The sequence below is a fragment of the Bradyrhizobium sp. USDA 223 genome, from assembly GCF_044909005.1.
In the GTDB taxonomy this organism is placed as follows: Bacteria; Pseudomonadota; Alphaproteobacteria; order Rhizobiales; family Xanthobacteraceae; genus Bradyrhizobium; species Bradyrhizobium yuanmingense.
Map to the genome: position 1 here is coordinate 3745622 of NZ_JBIYDR010000001.1, position 23044 is coordinate 3768665.

The following is a 23044-nucleotide window of genomic DNA, read 5'->3' on the forward strand; positions in this document are numbered from 1 at the left end:
TGCACAAATCCTGTTCACCACCGGACAACGCCAACGATATGGGCACAGCACAAAAGCGGCTAGAAAGATTTTCATATTTCAGTAGTTTTTATTCCGAAAAATGATAATTTCCTGAGATGGGTGGAGACGGTGAAATGCAGCAGCCGAGTACCGACGGCCCACTGGACCGCGCGTTCGCGATCATTGGCTATGTCGCCAGCCAGACCAGAGCAGCCTCGGTTGCGGAGATCGCCGCTGCGCTGTCCCTACCGCTGCCGACGGCCCATCGGCTCATCGGAAATCTGGAGCAGCGCGGGCTTCTTCAGAAAGCCGTGGGGACGAAGCGCTACGTGGTCGGCAATCAACTGGTCTTGCTGTCGGCCGGTGTCATCGGCGCAGCCTTCCGCACCGCGCGGCGGCACGCGGTGCTTCGCGCCGTCGCCACCGAAATCGGCGAGCAATGCGAGATCGGGGTCGTGCGGGACAATGTCGTTGCCTACGTCGACAGTGTCCGCGTCTCGCAACCGCAAGGCCTCCAGTTCAATCCCGGCGAAGCGGCCCCGCTCCACTGCACGTCGACTGGCAAGATCTATATGAGCCGACTGCCGGAGCGCATGCGCGAGAAGCTGTGCCGCGCGCTCACGCTGACGCGATACACGGAAACCACGATCGTCGATGTCGAGCGCCTCATGGAGGTGCTCGATGAGACCCGCAAGCGCGGCTGGGCCAAGACCAATGAAGAATATGTGCGAGGCGTGGTCGGCTGTGCCGTTCCCATCCTCTCACCGGATCGCGAGCTGATCGCGTGCCTGGGTGTGTCCGTTCCCGTGGCGCGGGTGAGCTTCACTGAGCTGGATCGGTTCATAGCTCCCCTGCAGAAGGCCGCTGCACTGCTATCGGAGACAATCCTCGGGGACAACGAGGATGGCGTAAGCGACCCATCCTGATCGGTCTCGTTCGATCGAGTCCAATTCGATCTCGACATCAATGATTTGATCAAGCTTTCCGGCGTCGAGATCGATGGAGGCGAGCTCCCTTCGTCAGGAACCCGCCAACCATCTTGAAACGACGAGGCGGTTTCACATACATTGTCCGCGTGGGGACGATGCAGACTCCCCGTGAGACCCAGGTCCAAGCTCTGCGCAGCACGCACATACGTGGAGCTTGCGCATGGACACCGAACGTCACCCCTCCTCCCGCCAGACAATAGCCATCCTCTCCCGCGGCGACGCTGCCGCGCGGCGCGAGGCGACGGCGCAGAACAGCCGCTTCGTCCGCGTCTTCGAGGCGCTCGCCGCCGCAGGCATCGACGCCTTCCCAGCGATTTACCACGAGAGCTTTGCGGGCGCGGTCCGCGACCAATTGCTCGCAGCCGACGGCGTGCTGGTCTGGGTCGATCCGATCCACCAGGGCAAGACCCGCGCCGAGCTCGACGCCCTGCTGCGCGACGTCGCGGCGCAAGGGCCATGGGTGAGCGCGCATCCGGACATCATTCTGAAGATGGGCGTCAAGGAGGTGCTCTACCGGACACGGCATCTGGGCTGGGGCACCGACACGCATCGCTATGACACCGCGGCAAGCTTCCGCAGCCAGTTTCCGGCGCGCCTTCGTGCCGGCGGCCCGCGCGTGCTGAAGCAGAACCGCGGCAATGGCGGCCAGGGGGTCTGGAAGGTTGAGGCCCTGCCCGGCACGGAAAGCATGGTTCGCGTGCTGCATGCACAGCGCGGCAGCACGCCTGAGGACATGCCGATCGATGCGCTGCTCGCACGGTGCGAGCCCTATTTCGGTTGGGGCGGCTGCATCATCGACCAGGCGTTTCAACCGCGCCTGCCCGACGGCATGATCCGCTGCTACATGAGCGGCACCAAAGTCGCAGGCTTCGGACACCAGAAGATCAAGGCCCTGATCCCGCCGCCGCCGGAAGGACCGGAGGCGCCTGAGGCCCAGCCCGGGCCGCGGATCATGCACGGGCCTGATGCTTCGCCATTCCAGGCGCTGCGAGGAGCGATGGAGGACGAATGGACGCCGCAGATGATGGCAACGCTCGGCATCGATGAGTCGTCATTGCCGGTGATCTGGGATGCGGACTTCCTGTACGGGCCGAAAGATGCGGCCGGCGCAGACACCTACGTGCTCTGCGAGATCAACGCGAGCTCGTGCTTTGCGATCCCCGAGGAGGCGCCGGCTGCGATCGCGCGGACGGTGAAGCAACGGCTGATGCGGATCGCGCGCACACGGGCGCGAACTTAGCCTGGTCGCGCTTGTAGGAAATGGCAGCAGCTGTCAGGCGACAGTACGACGCAATCCCGATTTGGTTGCGTTGTTGAAGCCAAAAGGCGCGAGGGCTATCGATCTGAAACGTCATCTTCGATCGGAGGAACGCATGAGCACCATCACCGGGCGGCTGTCATTGTGGCGCAATCCGCTACGAGGTCGAAGGCGAGCCGATCGTCCACGCGCTTTGCCACTGCCGCGATTGCCGGCTACACGCCGGCGCTCCGGTCGTCGGCTGGACGATGTACCCCGAGGGCGCGGTCAAGGTGACCAAGGGCGAGCCGAAGGTTTACCGCTCCTCGGAACACGGGCGGCGGCACTTTTGCAGCGCGTGCGGAACCGGACTGTTCTACGTCAATGGCGACATCCTGCCGGGGATGATCGACATCCAGAGCGCGACCTACGACGATCCCGAGGCCGTGCCGCCGACGATGCAGATGCAGGTCGCCGAGCGCCTGCGCTGGATGGAGCATGCGCACGAACTGCCGGCATTCGAGCGCTATCCGCCGCAGCCGTAGTGGTGGCTAGAGCGGGATGAAATGAGGTTCGATTGCTGCAACGAGAGAGGTGCGCTCCCTCTCCCGCTTGCGGGAGAGGGTTGGGGAGAGGGTGCTTCCGCAACGGGATAGTCCCCAAGAGGAGAAAGCCCTCACCCGCGCCTTCGGCGCGACCTCTCCCGCAAGCGGGAGAGGTTGCACCGAGCCCGCGACTATAGATTCGAGCTAAAGCCATTCCGCTTTAGGCATCGCGCAGCACCGTCCGCTCCTTCATCAATCAATTTCCTCCGCGCCGATGAAGCGCATGAACGGCTTCTGACCGTCGGCACCGAACAGCACGACCTCGTAACGCTGCGGCGTGCCGCCTTCCATCCCGGGCGATCCGACCGGCATGCCCGGGACGGCGAGCCCCTTCGCGTTTGGACGCTCCGCGAGGAGGCGCCGCACGGCCGCGGCCGGCACGTGCCCCTCGACAACATAACCGGCGACCTCCGCCGTATGACACGCGACCAGGTTCGAGGGGATGCCGAGGCGCGCCCGGATCGGATCGAGGTCGGGAGTCTCCTCGACCTGCACGGTAAATCCTGCGTCCCGCAGATGCTGCACCCAGCCGGCGCAGCAGCCGCAGCTCGGATCCCGATGCACTGTGAGCGTGGCTGCGTCGGGCGCCGCCGCGGCGGGCCTTGCAAAAGCTGCCGCAGCCATCAGCCCGACAAGGGACCGGCGGGTCATCAGATATGCGCGTTGCTTCATCTTCGGCTTCCTCTTCTGTCACTCCGGCGCCCCGACATATATCGTGCGTCACGGCCCGCCTCATCCGGCCGGCTCCACGACGCGCAATCTGGCGCCGATCGGCTTGGGCATCTCAGCCGGTTGTCCTCTGTCCTCGCGCTTGGGCGGCAGGCGGAAGCCCTTCACCAATCCGAAGATCGCCGGGATCACGATCAGCGTCAGCAGCGTCGACGATATCATGCCGCCAATCATCGGCACCGCGATTCGTTGCATGATCTCCGACCCGGTTCCGGTGCTCCACATGATCGGCAGCAGGCCCGCCATGATGGCAACGACCGTCATCATCTTGGGACGGACGCGCTCGACCGCGCCCACCATGATGGCCTCGTGGAGATCCTGCCGGGTGAAGCCCCTGCCCTCGGCGCTGCACGCCGCCTTCATCTCGGCCAGGGCATGCTCGAGGTAGATCAGCATCACGACGCCGGTCTCGGCGGCGACGCCGGCAAGCGCGATGAAGCCGACGGCGACGGCGACCGACATGTTGAAGCCGAGCCACCACATCATCCAGATGCCGCCGACCAGCGCGAAGGGCAGCGACAGCATCACGATCAAGGTCTCGGTCATCGCCCTGAAATTCAGGTACAGCAGCAGGAAGATGATCGTCAGCGTCACCGGCACCACGATCTTCAGGCGCGCCGCGGCGCGCTGGAGATATTCGTACTGGCCGCTCCAGACCACGTAGTATCCGGGCGGGAACTGGATGCTGTCAGTCACGGCGCGTTGCGCATCGGCGACGTAGCTGCCGATGTCGCGATCGCGGATGTCGACGTAGACGTAGGTCGCGAGTTGGCCGTTCTCGGTCCGGATCGAGGTCGGCCCCCGCGCCGGCTCGACCTTCGCGACCTCGCCGAGCGGCACCGCGCCGCCTGCAGGCATCGGCACCAATATATCGCTGGCGATCGCCTTGGGACTGTCGCGCAGGTCGCGCGGATAGCGCATGTTCACCGTGAACCGCTGCCGCCCCTCCACAGTTGTCGTGACGGTCTGGCCGCCGAGCGCCGCCGCGATGGTGTCCTGAACATCCTGGATCAGGATGCCATAGCGGGCGAGCGCCTCGCGATCCGGGACGATCTCGAGATAGTAGCCGCCGATGCCGCGCTCGGCATAGGCCGATGAGGTGCCCGGCACCGTCTTGATCACCCGTTCGACCTGCTTCGCCAGCCGGTCGATCTCGACGAGGTCGGTGCCCATCACCTTGACGCCGACGGGAGTGCGGATGCCGGTGGACAGCATGTCGATGCGCGCCTTGATCGGCATGGTCCAGGCGTTGGAGACGCCCGGAAATTGCAGCGCCTTGTCCATCTCCGCGATCAGGCTGTCGACGGTGACGCCGGGACGCCAAAGCTCCTTCGGCTTCAGGCTGACCAAGGTCTCGAACATCTCGGTCGGCGCCGGATCGGTCGCGGTCGCCGCCCGCCCCGCCTTGCCGTAGACCGATTCGACCTCCGGGAACGACTTGATGATGCGGTCCTGCGTCTGCATCAGCTCGGCCGCCTTGGTCACGGAGATGCCGGGAAGCGTCGTCGGCATGTAGAGCAGCGTGCCCTCGTTCAGCGTCGGCATGAACTCGGTGCCGAGCTGCCGTGCCGGCCAGATCGTAACGGCGAGCACGACCAGCGAAGCCAGGATCACCGGCGTCTTGGCGCGCAGCACGCCCTTGATGACCGGGCGGTAGATCCAGATCAGGAAGCGGTTGATGACGTTTTTCCTCTCCGGCACGATCCTGCCGCGGACGAAGATCACCATCAGCGCCGGCACCAGCGTGACGGACAACAGGGCCGCGGCCGCCATCGCGAAGGTCTTCGTGAACGCCAGCGGGCTGAACAGCCGCCCCTCCTGCGATTCCAGCGTGAAGATCGGCATGAACGAGACAGTGATGATGAGCAGGCTGAAGAACAGCGCCGGGCCGACCTCGGATGCCGCGTCGATCAGGATCTGGACACGCGACTGACGGGGCTCGGCGCGCTCGAGGTGCTTGTGCGCGTTCTCGATCATGACGATCGCCGCATCCACCATGGCGCCGATCGCGATGGCGATGCCGCCGAGGCTCATGATGTTCGATCCGAGGCCCAGCAACTTCATGGCGCCGAACGCCATCAGCACGCCGACAGGCAGCATCAGGATCGCGACCAGCGCGCTGCGGACATGGAGCAGGAACACGATGCAGACGAGCGCGACGACGATGCTCTCCTCGAACAGCGTGTGCTTGAGCGTGTCGATCGCCGAATAGATCAGGCCCGAGCGGTCGTAGACCGGGACGATCTCGACCGATTTCGGCAGGCTGCTCGCGATCTCCTTGAACCGCTTCCTTACGTTTTCGATGACGTCGAGCGCGTTGACGCCGAAGCGCTGCAGCACGATGCCGCTTGCGACCTCGCCCTCGCCGTTCAGCTCGGCGATGCCGCGCCGCTCGTCGGGTCCGAGCTCGACATTGGCGACGTCCCGCAGCAGCACCGGCGTGCCGTTGCTGGTCTTCAGGACGATGTTGCCGAGATCGTTGATGCTCTTGATGTAGCCCTTGCCGCGAATGACGTATTCGAACTCCGACAGCTCGACCGTGCGGCCGCCGACGTCGGCATTGCTGGCACGGATCGCCTCCCGGATCTTCTGCATGCTGATGCCGCGATCGCGCATGCGCTGCGGGTCGAGCACCACGTTGTACTGCTTGACGAAGCCGCCGATGCTGGCGACCTCGGCGACGCCTTCGGCCTTGGCGAGCGCGAATTTCAGATTCCAGTCCTGGATCGTGCGCGTGTCGGCGAGGTTCAATTCCTTCGACATCACGGCGTATTGGTAGACCCAGCCGACGCCGGTCGCATCGGGCCCGATGGTCGGGGTGACGCCGACGGGAAGCCGCGACGTTGCGCCGTTCAGGAACTCCATCACGCGCGAGCGCGCCCAATAGATGTCGGTGCCGTCCTCGAAGATCACGTAGACGAACGACACGCCGAAGAAGGAGAAGCCGCGCACCACCTTCGATTTCGGCACGGTCAGCATCGCCGTCGTCATGGGATAGGTGACCTGGTCCTCGATTACCTGCGGCGCCTGGCCGGGATATTCGGTGTAGACGATGACCTGGGTGTCCGAGAGGTCGGGGATCGCATCCAGCGGCAGATGAAGCAGCGCGTAGAAGCCGGCGGCCGCCGCAAAGCCGGTGCCGAACAGCACCAGCAGCAGGTTGCGCGCCGACCAGGCGATGATGCGGGCGATCATTTGTGCTCTCCCGTCGCATGGCCGCCGTCGGCGGCTTGAGGCGCAGCCTCGGCAAAGCCTTTCAGCGCGGCCTTCAGATTGCTTTCGGCATCGATCAGGAAGTTGGCGGATGTGACCACCGCTTCGCCTTCGGCAAGGCCGTCCCGCACCTCGATAAAGCCGCCGCCGCGCCGGCCGAGTTTTACTTCCCGCGGCTCGAAGCGCCCGTCCCCCTTGTCGACGAGGACGGCCTGCCGCGTGCCGGTGTCGAGCACCGCGCTGTCCTGGATCGCCAGGACAGGCGCGCTGTCCGCCGTGTGGACGTCGGCATCGACATACATGTCCGGCAGCAGCATCGCATCTAGATTGGCGAGCTCGATGCGGACGCGAACCGTCCGGGTTTCGCGGTTCACCTGCGGATAGATCACCGCGATCTTGCCGGTGAAGCTTCGGCCGGGGAAGCTGCGCGCGCGCACCGTAACGGCCTGCCCGACCGCGATGTTGCCGAGATCGCGCTCGGCGACGTCGACCAGCGCCCAGACCAGCGAGGTGTCGGCGATGCGGAACAGCACGTCGCCGGGATTGGCGCGCATGCCTTCGATCGCGTTGCGCTCGAGCACGATCCCGTCGCGAGGCGCCGACCAGTGGATCGTGACGGGCGCGAGGCGCGTTCTCTCCATCTCGGCGATCACCCGCTCGGGGACGTCGAGATTGATCAGCCGTTGCCGCGAGCCGCGGCCGTAGATTTCGACCCCGCCGACCGTCTTGGAGGTGATGGTCGCGAGATAGTCGGCCGCCGCGGAGGCGACCGCCGAGCTGTAGATCTCCATCAGCGGCTGGCCCGCCTTCACGCGGGAGCCGGTGGTGACGTCCGCGATCTTCTGCACGAAGCTCTCGGCGCGCATCGCGATCACCGAGACGCGGCGCTCGTCCAATTGGATCGTACCGGGCGCCTTGACCAGGACCTGGACCGATCGCCGCGCCACCGGCTCGGACTTCACGCCGCTGCGCTGGATCTTGCCGGGCGACAGTTTCACCGTGCCGTCATCGGCGTCGTCGCCTTCGTAGACGGGGATATAGTTCATCCCCATCGGGTCCTTCTTCGGCACCGGCGAGGTGTCGGGCAACCCCATCGGATTGCGGTAAGTAGAGGATTTTTCGCGATGAAGCCGCCTGTGGTGGCTTCGGCTCTGCCTGGGCGGCCTTGTCGTCATCATAGACCGGCAGATAGTCCCGCCCGCGGTCGTCCTTCTTTGGCCCGGCGGACCAAAGCGGCGCGCCGCTCGGATCGCGATAGTAGAGCGGAGTCCGGTCCGCTGGCGCCGCAGCCGGGGTCACCTCGGCATGGACCGACCAGCGCCCCTCGTTCGAGAACCAGTACGCGCCAAGGGCGAGGCCACTGCCGAGAGCGAGAGTCGTCAACAGACGCAACGTCTTCATGGTTGTTTCGCGCGCTCGGAGCGCGCGTCCATCTGAATGGGAAAGAGAAGTTCGGGCGCCGTCCAACGGCGCCCGAAAGCTCACTTGGTCGCCTTGACGATGACCTTGCCGGTGACCGTCTCAGGCTCGCCTTGCACCTTCGCCGAGAGCGTGACCTGATAGCGGCCGGCCATCGGCAGGTCCGTCTTAAAGGCGTAGACGCCCGGCTCCTTGGAGGGCAGCGGCGCGACCGCCGATTCCATCTCGGCCATGCCGTCCGGAGCCATGTCGACGCGCGTCTTGAAGATGACGGCATCAAGCACCGGCTTGCCGGTCTGCTTGTTGGTCAAGCGAACGGCGAGCGTGACGTCGTCGCCCTTCTTCATCTCGGCATTGACCGGCTCGAAGGCGTAATCGCCGGCACCCGCCAGAGCGACTGAAGCGGCGAGCGAAAGGGTGGCGGCAACAGCCGCAGTGCTGAACTTGGAAAGCATTGTCCTGTCCTCATGAATTGATCTCGACCGCGACGCAGGAACGCGCACATCAGTCATCGCCGCGCGGGGCGTGCCCGCGCGCGTCTTTGGAGAGATCAGATTCGAGGAGGCCGGAAGGGAGGACTGCCGCCGCGAGAGTCGACGACCTGATCGGCAGGAATGGCCGTTTCCGCTGCCGCGACGGCAAGGAATTCGAAAGCCAGCGGACGAATGTCCGCCAGTGCGACGGTGCCGCCGACACAGCAGAAGCCCATCCCGCACTTGTAGCCGGTGTCGGAACCCGTACCCTTCATGTCGGGACAACAATCGTCCATCGACATGTCGCCGTCGCCGCCGGCCTGCATGGCCGCCTGCATGTCACCCGACGACATCGCGAAGCCGGATGCGGACGCGCCAGCCGGCAGCATCGCCAGGGATATGGCGATGGCGAGTGCCAGGATGGTCCGAACGATCCGCATGAAACGTGCTTTTAACCTTTTGGATACCTTTGGAGCCGCAACGCTGCCTGAGTACCATAGTCTGCGGCCGAAAGCATTCTTTGATCAAGGTCAAGCATTCGTGACCAAGGCTCCGAGGCCCGTCAGGCCGATCGCCCGCATCCTGCCTCGCCTATTGCGACCTCGATACCAGCTCGTCGGACCGAGCCGTCCGCGACCATAGCAAGGCGAGCGGGCCGAGTGCGATCCCGGCCGCGAGCACGATGAAGGCCAGCAGCCAGCCCTCTGCACGCTGGGGACCACCAGCGGCATCGAGGGCAACCCCGGTTCCCCAGGCTCCGATTGCCGATAAGCCGAACCCGACGGTCGAATGCAGGGCGAGAGTCGCCCCGCGATGCTCCGAGACAGCCGCGGCCGACGTCCCGGCTGTCAATGCACCGGAATCCGCCGGTACCGTCAGGCCATACATCATCAGCAGCAGCGCCAGCACCCATGCCGGAGCCGTCGCATTCAGGCCGATGACGAGGGCAACGCAAGCCGAGGCGATCATCACCACCGTGATCGCCCGATGTCGCCCGAATTTCAGTGCGGCCTCGTTGCCGAGGATGCTGGCCGGCATGGAGATCACTGCAAAGCAGAAGCTCATCAGGACCGGGCTTAGCCATGAGGGCGCGCCCTGATGCGCGACGACGTAGGTCCAGAAGCCGACCAGCCAGGTGCGAATGCCGTAGAGCTCGAAGCAGTGCGCGCCGTAGCCGAAGATGTAACCGAGCGCCTCGCGGTTGGCGAAGACGGGCGCAAAGTTCAAAAGGCGCCCCGCTCTTGGAGCGGGACTGCGGCTATCGATCAAGAGACACGCGACCACCATCGCGATGGGACCGATGCCGGTCACGTAGAACGCGGTCCGCCATCCCCAGCCGTCGGCGAGGACTTGGGCGATCAGGAACGACAGGCCGACGCCCACCGAGAAGCTCGACGTGTAGAGCGTGACCGCCCGCGAGGTGTCGCCGGCGGGCAGCCGGTCCGTCAGTGCCTTGAGCCCGGGCATGTAGGCACCGGCAAAGCCAAGGCCGGCGAGCGACCAGATGATGGTCCCCGACCAGAAGCCTTGCGCGAAGATGCCAAAGGCGACGGTCGCAAGTCCGCTGACGACAGAGCCGCCGAGGAGCACGAGCCGTGCGTCGATGCGATCGGTCAGCGTCGTCAGCACGGGCACCGCCAGCATGTAGCCAAACGCGTAGCCGCTCGCCATCATCCCGCCCTCGGCGGCCGACAATCCCCATGCCGGCATCAGATGCTGGGCCAGATTCGCGGATAACGTCACGTGCGGCAGCAGATTGCCGAGCTGGCCGATACACATCACCGCAATCAGCGGCCAGCCGCGCAAGCTACGAATGTTCTCCTCCCATCGGACAGGGACTCATTCCGTCTGACCCCCACGAAGCAGCAGAAGCGCGAGGAACGCAGAGACCGAGGCCAGCGCGCCGATCCAGAGCGCGCTGCTGCCGAGATGCTCCACCATCAGTCCCAGCGCAAGGGGCGCGAAAGCGCCCGTTGCCCTGGAAGGCAGCGAAATCATCCCGACACGCCTGCCGAACCCGACCGGCCCAAACAGCGCCAATGGCAGCGTACCGCGGGCAATGGTGATGATGCCGTTACCGGCGCCATACAGCACCGTGAAGACCGGTGCGAGCAAGGGGCCGCCCGCGACCAGCGCCAACACGCCGATCGGATTCATGAGCATGGCGAGCCTCGCCGACAGCAGCGGATGAAACCGGCCAAGCCATCCGGCTTCCAGAAGGCGGGCACCGACTTGCGCGGGTCCGACCAATGCTCCTGCCAGCAAGGCCTGTGCTGGCGTGGCGCCGAACGCAACCAGCATGGTGGGCAGGATGGCCGAGACTCCGGAGCTGACAAAACTCGCGGCCGCAAACATGTACGCCAGCAGTATCATTGCGAAAGTTTCGCTCTGACCGCCGGGTTGCTGGCTTGCGCCGGTGCTCGGCCCGGCCTCCTGCTGTAACGGAGCGGCACGGGGCAGCGCAAGGTTGAGCGGCAAGGCAAGGCCGATGTGGATCACCGCCCAAAGCTGGCAGGCCGCGCGCCAGCCGTACTCCGTGGCGAGCCAGGTCGTGAGTGGCCAGCCGAGTGTGCTGGCGAAACCGGCGATCAGGGTGATGCCGGTGATCGTTCGTCGCGCATTGGCGCCGTAAATGCGCGCCAGCGTCGCGAACGCGGCTTCATAGAGGCCCATGCCCATGCCGATGCCGAGCAGTGTCCAGGCTGCGATCAGCACCCGCTATGCCATAGGCCGCGGACAGCAGCAGCAAGCCAGCCGCGAAAACGAGGTTCGAGACGGCAAGCATGCTGCGCCCACCGAACGTATCGATGGCGTGCCCAACTCTCGGACCAATCAGGCCGGAGATGATGAGCGCTCCCGACAGCGCGCCGAACACGTAAGTCGGCGCAAGTCCGAGATCGCTCGCGATCGGCGCGGCGAGGATCGCAGGAAGATAATAGCTCGACGCCCACGCGATGGTCTGCGCGGTGCCGAGCGCGATGACGACGGTGAGCGGGCCCGCAGTGCCTCGGCTCATGAGCAACCGCACCCCGCACCGCCCGCCTTCTTCGCGGATTCATCGGCGGCACAGCAGGCCGACGCTTCGACCTTGGCCGGACCGCCGCAACATCCCGCCGCGCCCGCGGACTCCACGCCGGCGCGTGTGCAGACGCCGGTCTCCGGCAGCACGAGCTCGACCCGTGCCGCGGCCGCCTTGTCGCCGGCGATGTCGGCGGCGATCGATCGGACCTGCTCGTATCCGGTCATCATCAGGAAGGTCGGCGCACGTCCATAGGATTTCATGCCCGCGAGATAAAAGCCCGGCTCATCATGCGCCAGCTCGCGCGCGCCGTGAGGCCGCACCGTTCCGCAGCTATGCTCGTTGGGGTCGATGAGCGGCGCGAGCGCGAGGGGCGCCTCGATCGCCGGATCGAGCCGCAGCCGCAGCTCGGACAGAAACGAGAGATCGGGCCGGAAGCCGGTCGACACCACCAGCTCATCCGCAATCACACTCCGCGCAGCAGAGGCGGCGCCTGCCGAAATCCTGAGGCGGCTTTCGAGCTCCGAAATGTGGGTGACAGCGAAGCCGGTCTCGACCGCAATTTTTCCGGCAGTCACGAGCGCGGCGAAGGCTGACCCCAGCTCGCCGCGCGCGGCAAGCTTGTCGTTGCGGCCGCCGCCGAAGGTCTTTGCCGGATCGTCGCCGCGCAGCAACCAAACGGGCCTGGTGCCCGGCTCCTCCTCGGCAAGCTGCGCAAGATCGATCAGCGTACCCAGGGCGGAATGGCCGGCACCGAGCACGGCCACGGTCTTCCCGGCGTATCTGTCGCGAGCGGAGCCTTGCACGGCCGGCATGCCATAGACGATGCGGCCGGCGCATTCGCGTTCGCCGAACGCTGGCAGACCGTTGCTGCCGGCGGGATTGGGCGAGAACCACGTGCCGGAGACGTCGATGACGGCATCAGCGTTCAGCACCTCGTCGCCTTTGCCGTTCTGGTAGCGGATTTCGAACGGCGCTTGGCCTCGCCCCTTGCTCTTCGCCTTGTCGAAGCCGGCGCGGCTGATCGCCGTGACGCGGCTCGAGGTCCGGATCGTCTCGCGCAGCGGCGTTCGCGTTGCCAGCGGCGCGAGATAGCGCTCGATCAGTTCGCCGCCGGTCGGATAGGAGCTTGGATCCGGCGAATTCCATCCCGTCGGCGCAAGCAGGCGCGCCGCGGCCTTGTCGACATTGTATTCCCACGGCGAGAAGAGCTGGACGTGCTGCCATTGCCGCACCGCATGCCCGGCCTCGGGTCCGGCTTCGAGCACGACCGGGGACATGCCGCGTTCGCGCACATGAGCGGCGGCCGCGAGGCCGACCGGCCCCGCCCCGATGATGGCTACGGTCTTGTCCATTCCGAGCTCTCCATCCTTCTAGAATTATGGAATAATTGGCCAAATCAATCAGGCTGCGGTCTGCGCCTCCTTGCAACCCGCTTCTTCCGCACAGCACTCCGCAGCCAGGAAGTCGACCAGACCCCGCATGCCATCGAAATTCGCGCGGCAGATCAGGGTCGTCGATTCCCTGCTCTGACTGACCAGTCCGACCGAGACCAGGGTCTTGATGTGGTGCGACAGAGTCGAGGCCGGGATCTTCAGCTTGTCCTGCAGTCGGCCGACCGGCATGCCCGCGTGCCCGGCCCGAACCAGCGCACGATAGATCTGCAGGCGGGTCCGATTTCCGAGGGCTTCCAGGCGTGCTGCTGCGTCGTCGATCTTCATGAGGGCGAAGATGCGCCCGTGCACATCGGGTGTCAAACGATATTTCTAGAATATTCGAAATTAACACCTGCCATGGCCGAGGCTTCCAGATTGACTCGCCCTCGATAATTCCATAAATCTGGATATATGGAAACTGAACAAGCCGTTCTGGCGCTCGCCGCGCTGTCCCAACCGACCCGTCTGGAGGCATTCCGGACGCTGGTCAGTCACGAGCCTGAAGGTCTTGCGGCCGGCGACCTCGCGCGCCTCTTGGAAGTCCCGCAAAATACGCTGTCGGCGCATCTGTCGATTCTGAGCCGCGCCGGCCTCGTGTCTTCCGAGCGGCACAGCCGCTCAATCGTCTACCGCGCCAATCTCGGCGAATTTCGCGACGTCGCGCTCTTCCTGCTGCGCGATTGCTGCGGCGGACGGCCGGAGGTCTGCGAGCCCGTCGTCGAGACCTTGCAATCGTGCTGCTCGCCAAAACGAAAGGAGCGAAGCCGTGTCTGATCACAGGTTTAACGTCTTGTTCCTATGCACCGGCAACTCGGCGCGATCGATCCTGGCTGAGTCGATCCTGCGCAAGGACGGCGGCCGCCGTTTTCAGTCCTTCTCCGCCGGCAGCGCCCCGAAAGGCGCAGTCCATCCGCTGGCGTTGCGCACGCTGGAACAGATGGGCTATCCCACGGACGGAATGCGCTCGAAAAGCTGGCTGGAATTTGCCGCTGCGGATGCACCGGTGATGGATTTCGTCTTCACGGTCTGCGACAACGCGGCGGGCGAGTCCTGTCCGATCTGGCCGGGCCAGCCGATGACGGCACATTGGGGCATCGAGGATCCTGCCGCGACAGAGGGGTCAGAACTGGAGAAACAGGCGGCATTCGTCACCGCGTTTCGTTATCTGAGAAACCGCATCGCTACATTCGTGAACCTCCCGCTGAGGAGCATCGACAAGCTTTCGCTCGGCACCAAGCTGCGCGAAATCGGCCGCTCCGAAGGTGCAACCGATTTGGCGCCGAAGGCCGGCTGATGGACAATTTCGATCTCCCGCGGCGCCTTGCGGCCGAAGCGCTCGGCACGGGCATTCTCGTCGCCACCGTGGTCGGCTCCGGCATCATGGCGGAAACGCTGACCAAGGACGTCGCACTTGCGCTGCTCTGCAACACCTTGCCGACCGGCGCCATCCTGGTCGTTCTCATCACGGTGCTCGGTCCGATCTCCGGCGCACATTTCAATCCCGCAGTGACGCTCGTCTTCACAGGCCAGCGCGAGCTGCCGGGATACGAGGCTGCGTTGTACATAGTCGCGCAGATCGCCGGCGGCATCGCGGGAACGCTGGCGGCGCATCTGATGTTCGGCCTGCCGCTGCTCGACCTCTCGACGAAGGTCCGAACCGGAGGGCCGCAATGGTTCGCCGAAGCGATCGCTGCGTTCGGGCTGGTCGCGACGATCCTGGCCGGCATCCGGTTTCAGCGGACGGCCATCCCCTGGCTGGTGGGCCTTTACATCACGGCCGCCTATTGGTTCACGGCTTCCACGTCGTTTGCCAACCCTGCGGTGGCCATCGCAAGGTCGCTGACGAACACGTTCGCCGGCATCCGCCCCCTTGACCTGCCCGGATTCATCCTCGCGGAACTCTGCGGCGCCTTCGCCGGCATGCTGCTGATGAACTGGTTGCTCGGCCGCTCACGCGCGTCCGCCTCGGTCGCAATCACGGAGACAGCTCGATGACCGTCACGATCTATCACAATCCGGCCTGCGGCACCTCGCGCAACACGCTGGCGATGATCCGGCAGAGCGGCGTCGAGCCTGATGTCATCGAATATCTGAAGACTCCGCCCTCGCGGGACAAGCTCAAGGAACTGATCGCGAGCATGGGCATTCCGGTTCGCGCGCTGCTGCGCGAGAAGGGAACACCTTACAAGGAGCTCGGCCTGGACGATCCCAAATGGAGCGATGAGCAGCTCCTCGAGGTCATGATCGCCCACCCTATCCTCATCAACCGGCCGATCGTGGTGACGCCAAAGGGCACGCGCTTGTGCCGGCCGTCGGAAGCCGTGGTCGATCTCCTGGACAATCCGGTCGGCCGCTTCGTGAAGGAAGACGGTGAAGTGGTGGAAGCGCGCTAGGCCTGCAGGCGCGGCGTGAGCAGGGCTATCGCATTTGGATTTTGCAGAGCCGTCATGCCCGGGCTTGTCCCGGGCATCCACGTTCTTTGCGCCGCGTGGAGAGGCGTGGATGGCCGGGACAAGCCCGGCCATGACGCCGTGGAGAGAGTCGGTGCCCATAGCCGACATCTCATATGCGATAGCCCTGCGCGCCTGAGGACGTGCAGTCGAGCTAGCCCAGCAAGCCCTTCAATCCCGCATAGATCGAGCCGACGCCGGTCGCGGCAACGCCGGCGAGCGGCCCCGCGGTCTGCATGAGGTCCTGTATCAAGCGGGCACGACGGCGCAGCTGTTCCTCGCCGACATGCTGCCCGAGCAGCCGCGCTACCCTGAATGCGAAAGCGTTCGGCTTGCCGCCCTGGGTCAGCACGCGCGGCACGATCTGGAAGATCACGACGCTGAGGATGTTGCCCGAGACGAAGGCGAGCAGGATGCTCGCGCCATACTCGAACACTTCACGCCATTCGATCCAGATCGTCGGAAGGATCGGAACATGGTCATGGATCCCCGTAACCGTCAGCATTGACAGGACGCTGACGGCCGCTGCCAGGAACGCCAGCACGAACGCCGTCAGGGCGGATACCCGGTGCAACGGATAGGCCACGAAGCCGAACAGCAGCGGTATGGCGATCGATGCAATCCGGAGCGGGATCGGGGACATGTTGAAGGTGATGGTCACAAGCACATGCGCGATCACCAGCAGCAGGGATGGGATCGCGACATAAAGCACCGCATGCGTTCCGTAATAGCGTAACGGATTGTTGTAGCGCTCCAGACGGACGTTGACGCGATCGAGATCCCGTCTGAGCTTGTCCAACTCGGCAACGATCTCGTCGATCTCGAGGAGCGTCGGCCGCACGACACGCAAGTCGCGCGAACAATGCTTGCACGCGATGGCTTCGTCCTTGATCGTCTCGGCGCAGAACGGACATTCCATCGCTAGCGCGACTTCCCTCGCCTCATAATGGCTTCGATCTCGCCTCTGGCCCGCTTCAGTTCATCGCGCAGATCCTCGCGCTTGCGCAAGAGATCGTCGCGCTCGGCAAGCAGCGTGGCCGGAACGCCGATGTCGCGCCCGCACGAGGCGCAGACCAGCGCACCCTCGGCACCTTCGGACCGACAGTAGGGGCACGTCACTTGCGAGCTCACTTGGGCGCAACCTTCAGGGTGAAGACGGTCGTGCCCGGCCGGCCATCGCTGTCCTTGATGTCGATACGCATCGTGTACTCGCCCGGCGGCAACTCCGCATCCTGCATGTTGATGCCATCTGGCTGCACGAAGGGCTTGACCCGAGGCGTCAGGTCGACGTTCGGCGTTCGGAGGAAGATCACCTTGACCGATTCCGGATCGATCTTGGCCCCGCCATAGGACTGGAATTTCAACACCAGCCGCAGAGGAGAATTCGCGGGAGCGCCCGGCGAGACGAACTCGATTTTCGGGCCGCGCATGATGCCGCGCTGATCGACGGCGACCGCGCCTTTGGGAGGCGGCAGCTTGGCCTCCTCTTCCGTGATCAATGGCGCGGCGCGCGAGGATCCCGCGGCCAACAGACCCGCAACCACCAGAGCCAGTAGAGCATTCCGCTTCATTTTCCTTGCCCCCTTTCCCATTCGTCAACGCAAGCCGCCATCGCCGATGATCGTGTAAGGCGCCCAGAACAGCGGATGCGCATAGGCAAACTCTGTCTTGCCCTCGCTGTTGAGATAGCCGGGACCATCGACAAGAGCCATCGTCGCCTGGCGCAGCGCTTCGCTGCGCGACAGCTTGGGATCGTCGGCTTGCCGCTTGAACAGGTCCGTCACCAATTGCCGTGCCGACTGGGAGTGCACCGACCAGTTCGTCACCAGCAGGGCGCGCGTGCCGGCGTAGAAGAACGCGCGGCCCAGCCCGGAGGCCGCCTCGGCCCCAGCGCCTGCGCCGGCGCCGGTATTGCAGGCCGACAGGACGACCCAGTCCGCATCGAGCTTGAGACCGAGAATCTCTTCCATCGTCAGCAGTCCGTCGCCACCCTCGCCCGTCACCACCGGCGACGACAGAGCGAGCGCCGGTTGCGTCAGTCCGTTGAGTTCGCCCGGGACCAGACCGTGGGTCGCAAAGGCCAGGATCCTGAAGCCGGAGAGATTCATGGTCTTCACCGCGCTCTCGGTCGCGCTCTTGCCGAGAAACAGCACCTTCGAGGGATCCGCCTGCAAGGCCAGCGCGATCGACTTCAACTCATCGGCGGTATCGGGAAGCCGAGGCAGCAGACCGAGTTCGGCGCTGTCGACGCCGTCTAGCTTGGGACTGTTGCGCCGCTTCAGCGGCCCGCCGCGCGTGATGTTGCCGCCGGCATCGGCGAGCTGAATCTTCTCACCCGTGCCTTCCGCCTCGGCGTGCTGATCGCTGTTGAAATAGGGATCGCCGAACGCGACGAGGTCGCCGCGGCCGGGCTTGCCGGGCGGCAACTGCCGCAGCGTGCGCAGCGCCGCCGCCGACGGCACCGTCGACACGGCATGGGTTCGCGCCAGCCACGGCACGTTGCGATAACCGACGAAGAGCGGGTCTTCGTCGGCGGCCACCTCCGCCGGTGCCGTCGGCAACAAGGCGAGCGGCAGCAGGCCCAGCGCACCGTTGGTGACGACGATCAGGTTCTTGGCCGGCTTCCAGCCGCTCTCGACCGGCTTGAGCAGCAGTTCGTACAACTCATGGCCGAGCTCGAGATCGAACGGTGGAATGTCCGAGATCATCGCAGCCTGTGGCTCGAGCGCTTCACGCAGCTTGCGTATCTTGCTCTCGATGTCGCCGATCCTGGCCTGGACGGCGGCGAATGCCACCGGCCCCGACTTCGGCACGGCCCAGACGAAGCTGCCGTTCTGGCCGAAATAGAACGACAGCATGGCCTCGCCGTCGGTCAGCGTCGCGCGGATCTCGGCGACGCTCGGCGGCCTGGGCGAGACGAGATCGGCATAGATCGGGAATTTCTGCTTGATCTCCTGGCGCGCCTTGTCGCGCTGGCCGCGCAACGCTGCAATCGAGGCCTGTATCTGCTGCACGCCTTTCTCGTCGCGTTCCGCTGCGGGAAGCGCGAGCACGTTGTTAAGCGTACCGAGCTGGGCGTTGACCTGCTTGCTCAGATCCTGCTCTTTCCGCACGAGCTCGGCGAGCGCGGGATCCTTTGCCGCCGCACGCGCACTCGAGGCAGCCAGCGCCTGCTGCACCGAGCGCCCGCGGACGGCATCGGCCAGGCTGAACGTCTCTTCGCCGACATTGGTGCCGCCTCCTTCCACCTTGCCGAGCAGCAGCAGATAGCTCTCGACGATGGTCTGCAGCCGCTGGCTGCGCGCGGCCACCACCGTCGTGTTCTCGTCGTCGGCGTTATCGTTGGCGCTCGCCATCATCACCGGAATGGCGGCCCTAAACTCGCGGATTGCGTCGGCATCGCGGCGGGCGCGCATCAATCCGACCGCCAGCGTGCCGCGTGCCGAGGCGGCGTCGAAATGATTCTCCCCCACCCGGGCGATCTGCCTCTTCACGAGCTGCTCCGCGGCGGCAATGCCGGCGTCCAGCTGTCCGGAATCATAGAGGGACAGGATGCGAGAGGGATTGAGCTCGAACACCTGGCGGCGCTGCGGGTCCCAGCCGGCGACGGCCTTTTCTATCCTCGCAAACATTTCGCCCGCTTCGGCGTTCTGGCGGCGAAGCGTCAGGATGCCCGCGAGCTGCGACAGCAATTGCACCGTCGCCTGCGAATCCTCGGGCACACCCACGGTCTTGTTGATATCGAGGGCGACACGGCCGAGCTTCTCGGCCTCTTCGTAGCGGCCCTGATCGACCAAAATGCCCGCCATGCCCATGACGAAGCGCGGCGTAACCGGATTGTACTTGCCGGTATCCTTCAGGCGCGACAGCAGCGCGCGGCGCGCGTCCACCTCGGCCTCGGCCAACTTGCCCTGCTTCGCCTTCATGCGCGCCTGGCTCAACACGGTGCCATCGATCGCCTGCAGCAGAAGGGTCTCGGCCGGCGCACTGTCCGACGCCATGATCGCCTTCGTGCTTGCGCGCTTGCGCAGCTCGGCGGTGCGATAGGCGGCCTCGGCGTCTGCGAACTGTCCGCGCGCCTCGAAGATCGCGGCGCGAGTGAGCTCCAGCTCGCCTTCCCAGCTCTGGCCAAACTTCGCATAGGCCGCACGCCAATTGGGATGGCCGCTGGTGCGGGCCTCCTGGATCGCGGTCTGGCTGCGGCGGAGATAGGCTTCGGCCTGTGCGAGGTCGCCCATCTGGATGAGAACGACCGCGATCCCGCGGTTCGTCACGAACTGAAATCCCTTGGCGCCCGGCATGCTGGCCGATTCGCGCAAAAGTCTCTGCATGATCTCGAGCGCGCGCTTCGGATCGCCCGCGAGCGAGTGTTGCAGGGACTGGAGCTGCAACATGCGCCCCAGCAAATTCGGGCCGACGGCGCCGCGCCCGACCTCCACGGCCTTGTCGGCGTCAGCCATCGCTTCGGCGAGCCGGCCGAGCTGCGCGCGTGCATTGGCGCGATCGAAATAGAGCTGCGCGAGGTCCTGGCGGGACTCCTTGCCCGTGGGCACGGAGTCGGCCTCCGACTTCAATTCCGCGATCATCTTCTCGTTGGGCTTATCGCCGTCGAGGATCGCCGTGATGTCGGAGATGCTGCGCGGCGGGGCGACGAAATCCTTCGGCAGTGCCGTGCCGGCTTCAAGCTTGGGCGCCGTTTCCTTGGGAAGCTCGACGGCGACATTGGCGCGGCCATTGGCGGCGTTCAGCGCCGCCAATGTGCAGGCCCTGACCTGGGGCGAGGCCTTGGCGCGGCAAGCTTCGACATTGGCGCCGCCGGCGCGCATGCAGGCCTGCACGATCGGCTTGCCGACGCTCATCCGGCAATTCTCGAGCGCTGCTTCCTTGGTCAGCGCGGTCGCGGAGCAGGTCGATCCGAGCAGAATGGCAACTGCCAACAGGTGGCGCGAGGAAATGTCCAGACGGCTCTTGCGCGGATGCGCGGCGTTTAAGCTCATCTCGAAGGACCTTTGGATAAAATGAATTCGAAGAAACGAGGCGATCCTATCCGGCCTGCGCGGAAGGACAAGGGCCATCAATGCGGTTCCCGGAGTCCTCGACGGGTCGGGCGGCTACAGGCGGCACGGTCACGTGGAACCGGTCAGGCGGCCCGGGGAATCGGGCCGATCGGCCGCGGGGCGGCCGCGCTCGACAGGCAGAGAACGCGTGCTTAGCCCTTCGAGACCACCGCGCGACCATAGGGCGGTTGCCCCTGGACCGGCGGATTGGCGGTTTGGGCGGCGAGCTCGCCGATCAGGCGGTCGGCATCGGCGGCCATGCCGTCGGGAGCCTGGATCACCAGGCGCTCCAGCGCCCAGCGGTAGGACGAGATGCGCTGCTCCAGGCATTGCTGCACCCACTGGATGATCAGCGAGTTCTCCTGCATGCGCGCGACCGCGTCGTCTCTCTCCCTCGGCGACAGCGCGGAGACACGCGCCATGCTCGCATCGCGCTTCCTGTCGAGATCGATGACGCGGATCGCGGATGCGAAGAACGGCTCGAAGCGGGTGATGTCGTTGCGCACGTCCTCGATCAGCTGCGCGTAGCGCGAGGAATGCGAGCGGTGCGGCTCGTCGATCAGCGTGCGCCCGTACATGGTGCGGTCGAACACGACCTTCTGCCGCCACGGCGAGGGCAGCGCCTTGTAGTCGCCGAACACGCTCTTCCATGCGGGGCGCGATAGCGGCGGCTCGATCATGGGATAGGCGAGATCGCGGAGCTGGCGCTCTTCGTCGGTGAGCTGGAACTGCGATGGTCTCAGGCCGACGCTGGAGGTGACCTCCGCACCGAGCCAGCGATGCATGTCGTCGCTGCGCATGCTCTCGCGGGTGCGGCCGAAGTCGCCGCCGCTACACGCCGCGAGCAAGGCGCCCAGCAGCGTGAGCAGGACGGCCGATAGGACAGGCCGGATCTGGCGGATGACGTCCGGCATTGCATGAAGCCGGATGTCAGCGGCGGCGACGACGGCGCCCCGGCGCTGTGCCCTGCTCCGGCCCGCGATCGCCGCTGGTTTCGTCCGCCTCGCGCTCGATTCGAATCACGGGAAGGATCAGGACCATTCCCATGTCCGCGCGCGGAGCGACATCCCCCGACGAGCCCACCCGGCGACCGGCCGGAAATTCGATGATGGTCCCCATGTCAGCTCTCTTCAATTGCCGCGCGACCGAACGCGCCCCTGCAACATGCATTCATTAAGATCAGCTCATGGTTAACGGGGTGTAAACGGGCCGCTTCAACCGTAGCCGCACGGACCGCGCCGCGCCGTCCCGTTGCGGCACGACAACGCCTCAAATTGCAGGGCCGGCTTCACGCCTCGTTTTCCTTAACGAGGCTTTAAACGAAGCTGCGCTAGGCTCGCCACCAAGTCTTTCCCGAGTTGCGTACGCCTCCATGACCAAGTCGCTGTTTCCCGGATTCGACGGGCTGATGACCCTGTCCCGTCGCGAAGGTGTCGATGTCCGTCCGACGCTGCTGCGCGTGCTGACCGACCTCTACGTCCAGACGAGCACCCACAGCGACGACGAGCAGCGGCAATTTGTCGAACTCGCCACGCGGCTGATCGACCAAGTCGACGACGCGACGCGCGCGGCCGTCAAGGCCCGCCTCGCGGTCTATCCGCAGACGCCCGTCCCGATCCTGCAGAAGCTAGGCCTGGTCGCCACCCAGGAAGGCCGCAGGGTTCCACTGGCCCGGGAGATCCCCGCCCCGCCGCGCGCGTCTGCTTCGGCGCGCGTGCCGACCGAGGCCGAGCAACGCATGGCCGCCAACTTGGCGATGCAGCCGAAAGAGGCGGCCGAGATCCACGACATGTTCTTCCGCGCCGGCGCCTCCGAGCGCGCGCTGATCCTGCACAATCTGGCGCAGACCCCGCTGAAAGCCGCCCCCCGTATTCCGACCGTGCGCGCCAAACGCGCGATCCAGATCCTGGAGATGGCGGCGATCGCGGGCGATATCGAAAGCTTCACCTTCGAGCTCGGCGACAGCCTGATCCTGCCCTCGCGCGTTGCAGCCCAGATCGTCGATGATGCCGGCGGCGAGGCGCTTGCCGTCGCCGCGCGCGCGCTCGACATGCCGAGCCCGGTGTTCCAGCGCATTCTCTTGTTCTTCAAGCCGGAGATCGGCACGTCCGTGACCGCCGTGTACCGTCTGTCGCGGCTCTACGACCGCCTCGCCGAGCGATCGGCGCTGGTGATGCTGGCGGCCTGGCGCGGCTCGACGCTCGCGGTCACCCGCGCGAAGTATCAGTCCTCGCTGCATGACGGGGAGCGCCAGCGCGCACGTGCCGGCGCGAGCCAGACGCGGCCGGGCGTGCAGCCCGGCTCGAGCCCGGCGGTGCGGACGGGGACTAATTCGTCGGATCGCTGATTTGCTTACGCCGCCTCAGCGAGCGGCAGCGGTGAGGCACGCAACGAACTCCAACCCCATCATTGCGAGC

The 23044-nt window shown here is 65.5% G+C and carries 22 protein-coding genes and 1 pseudogene; 8 read left to right on the forward strand and 15 right to left on the reverse strand.

What is annotated here, in order from left to right; genetic code table 11:
• Window positions 1–134: 134 nt before the first annotated feature.
• The 3 genes from ABIA40_RS17315 to ABIA40_RS17325 all read left to right on the forward strand — a co-directional run bounded on the left by ABIA40_RS17315 (window position 135) and on the right by ABIA40_RS17325 (window position 2771).
• Complete coding sequence (locus ABIA40_RS17315; protein WP_271545213.1) at window positions 135–926, forward strand: IclR family transcriptional regulator; 792 nt, start codon at window positions 135–137, stop codon at window positions 924–926.
• 223 nt (window positions 927–1149) lie between these two features.
• Window positions 1150–2229, forward strand: coding sequence for a Cj0069 family protein (locus tag ABIA40_RS17320; protein ID WP_404542373.1), 1080 nt, complete (start codon window positions 1150–1152; stop codon window positions 2227–2229).
• 266 nt (window positions 2230–2495) lie between these two features.
• Window positions 2496–2771 (forward strand): GFA family protein, encoded by a 276-nt coding sequence (locus tag ABIA40_RS17325; RefSeq protein ID WP_404542375.1) that lies wholly within the window; start codon window positions 2496–2498, stop codon window positions 2769–2771.
• Between the two features lie 252 nt (window positions 2772–3023).
• Here the strand turns inward: ABIA40_RS17325 and ABIA40_RS17330 are convergent, their stop codons facing one another.
• From ABIA40_RS17330 to ABIA40_RS17370, 9 genes and pseudogenes are all read right to left on the reverse strand, one after another.
• On the reverse strand, window positions 3024–3503 hold the full coding sequence (locus ABIA40_RS17330; RefSeq protein WP_404542377.1) for a DUF411 domain-containing protein: 480 nt from the start codon (window positions 3501–3503) through the stop codon (window positions 3024–3026).
• Between the two features lie 60 nt (window positions 3504–3563).
• Window positions 3564–6755 carry an efflux RND transporter permease subunit gene (locus tag ABIA40_RS17335; RefSeq protein WP_404542380.1) on the reverse strand — a complete coding sequence of 1064 codons (3192 nt, stop codon included), beginning with the start codon at window positions 6753–6755 and terminating at the stop codon, window positions 3564–3566.
• Window positions 6752–7639, reverse strand: coding sequence for an efflux RND transporter periplasmic adaptor subunit (locus ABIA40_RS17340; RefSeq protein WP_404546270.1), 888 nt, complete (start codon window positions 7637–7639; stop codon window positions 6752–6754). Before ABIA40_RS17340 ends, ABIA40_RS17335 begins: the two co-directional genes overlap by 4 nt.
• Window positions 7640–8254: 615 nt before the next feature.
• A complete protein-coding gene (locus ABIA40_RS17345) occupies window positions 8255–8647 on the reverse strand; it encodes a FixH family protein (protein ID WP_157282446.1) in 393 nt (130 codons plus the stop codon).
• A 95-nt stretch (window positions 8648–8742) separates the two neighbouring features.
• Window positions 8743–9105: a hypothetical protein gene (locus tag ABIA40_RS17350; protein ID WP_271545220.1), complete on the reverse strand. Its 363-nt coding sequence runs from the start codon at window positions 9103–9105 to the stop codon at window positions 8743–8745.
• Between the two features lie 151 nt (window positions 9106–9256).
• Window positions 9257–10444, reverse strand: coding sequence for an MFS transporter (locus ABIA40_RS17355; protein ID WP_271545661.1), 1188 nt, complete (start codon window positions 10442–10444; stop codon window positions 9257–9259).
• A gap of 60 nt (window positions 10445–10504) precedes the next feature.
• Window positions 10505–11681 (reverse strand): annotated as a pseudogene (locus tag ABIA40_RS17360) (MFS transporter).
• Window positions 11678–13039, reverse strand: a complete 1362-nt coding sequence (locus ABIA40_RS17365; RefSeq protein ID WP_404542384.1) for an NAD(P)-binding domain-containing protein — start codon at window positions 13037–13039, stop codon at window positions 11678–11680. Before ABIA40_RS17365 ends, ABIA40_RS17360 begins: the two are co-directional and overlap by 4 nt.
• A gap of 48 nt (window positions 13040–13087) precedes the next feature.
• On the reverse strand, window positions 13088–13405 hold the full coding sequence (locus ABIA40_RS17370; RefSeq protein ID WP_157282444.1) for a helix-turn-helix transcriptional regulator: 318 nt from the start codon (window positions 13403–13405) through the stop codon (window positions 13088–13090).
• Window positions 13406–13531: 126 nt separating this feature from the next.
• On the opposite strand from ABIA40_RS17370, the gene ABIA40_RS17375 reads away from it, so the two are divergent.
• The 4 genes from ABIA40_RS17375 to arsC are packed head-to-tail and all read left to right on the forward strand — an operon-like array spanning window position 13532 to window position 15513.
• The gene (locus ABIA40_RS17375) at window positions 13532–13894 is read left to right on the forward strand and encodes a helix-turn-helix transcriptional regulator (RefSeq protein ID WP_275496505.1); all 363 of its coding nucleotides are present in this window, start codon (window positions 13532–13534) and stop codon (window positions 13892–13894) included.
• Complete coding sequence (locus ABIA40_RS17380) at window positions 13887–14414, forward strand: arsenate reductase ArsC (protein ID WP_404542387.1); 528 nt, start codon at window positions 13887–13889, stop codon at window positions 14412–14414. The genes ABIA40_RS17375 and ABIA40_RS17380 overlap by 8 nt, the downstream gene beginning before the upstream one ends.
• A complete protein-coding gene (locus tag ABIA40_RS17385; protein ID WP_404542389.1) occupies window positions 14414–15115 on the forward strand; it encodes an aquaporin in 702 nt (233 codons plus the stop codon). Before ABIA40_RS17380 ends, ABIA40_RS17385 begins: the two co-directional genes overlap by 1 nt.
• Window positions 15112–15513: an arsenate reductase (glutaredoxin) gene (arsC, locus tag ABIA40_RS17390; RefSeq protein WP_157282441.1), complete on the forward strand. Its 402-nt coding sequence runs from the start codon at window positions 15112–15114 to the stop codon at window positions 15511–15513. Before ABIA40_RS17385 ends, arsC begins: the two co-directional genes overlap by 4 nt.
• A gap of 211 nt (window positions 15514–15724) precedes the next feature.
• Here the strand turns inward: arsC and ABIA40_RS17395 are convergent, their stop codons facing one another.
• The 6 genes from ABIA40_RS17395 to ABIA40_RS17420 all read right to left on the reverse strand — a co-directional run bounded on the left by ABIA40_RS17395 (window position 15725) and on the right by ABIA40_RS17420 (window position 21746).
• Window positions 15725–16489, reverse strand: coding sequence for a hypothetical protein (locus ABIA40_RS17395; protein WP_271545226.1), 765 nt, complete (start codon window positions 16487–16489; stop codon window positions 15725–15727).
• 2 nt (window positions 16490–16491) lie between these two features.
• Window positions 16492–16689 carry a hypothetical protein gene (locus ABIA40_RS17400; RefSeq protein WP_404542393.1) on the reverse strand — a complete coding sequence of 66 codons (198 nt, stop codon included), beginning with the start codon at window positions 16687–16689 and terminating at the stop codon, window positions 16492–16494.
• A gap of 8 nt (window positions 16690–16697) precedes the next feature.
• Window positions 16698–17141 carry a hypothetical protein gene (locus tag ABIA40_RS17405; RefSeq protein ID WP_157282438.1) on the reverse strand — a complete coding sequence of 148 codons (444 nt, stop codon included), beginning with the start codon at window positions 17139–17141 and terminating at the stop codon, window positions 16698–16700.
• Between the two features lie 24 nt (window positions 17142–17165).
• Window positions 17166–20567, reverse strand: coding sequence for a CHAT domain-containing protein (locus ABIA40_RS17410; RefSeq protein WP_404542396.1), 3402 nt, complete (start codon window positions 20565–20567; stop codon window positions 17166–17168).
• Window positions 20568–20779: 212 nt separating this feature from the next.
• Entirely contained in the window at window positions 20780–21541 is a 762-nt protein-coding gene (locus tag ABIA40_RS17415; protein WP_036023191.1) for a hypothetical protein, read from the reverse strand.
• 16 nt (window positions 21542–21557) lie between these two features.
• A complete protein-coding gene (locus tag ABIA40_RS17420; RefSeq protein WP_271545229.1) occupies window positions 21558–21746 on the reverse strand; it encodes a hypothetical protein in 189 nt (62 codons plus the stop codon).
• 253 nt (window positions 21747–21999) lie between these two features.
• On the opposite strand from ABIA40_RS17420, the gene ABIA40_RS17425 reads away from it, so the two are divergent.
• Window positions 22000–22974, forward strand: coding sequence for a DUF2336 domain-containing protein (locus ABIA40_RS17425; protein WP_275509084.1), 975 nt, complete (start codon window positions 22000–22002; stop codon window positions 22972–22974).
• Window positions 22975–23044 lie beyond the last annotated feature (70 nt).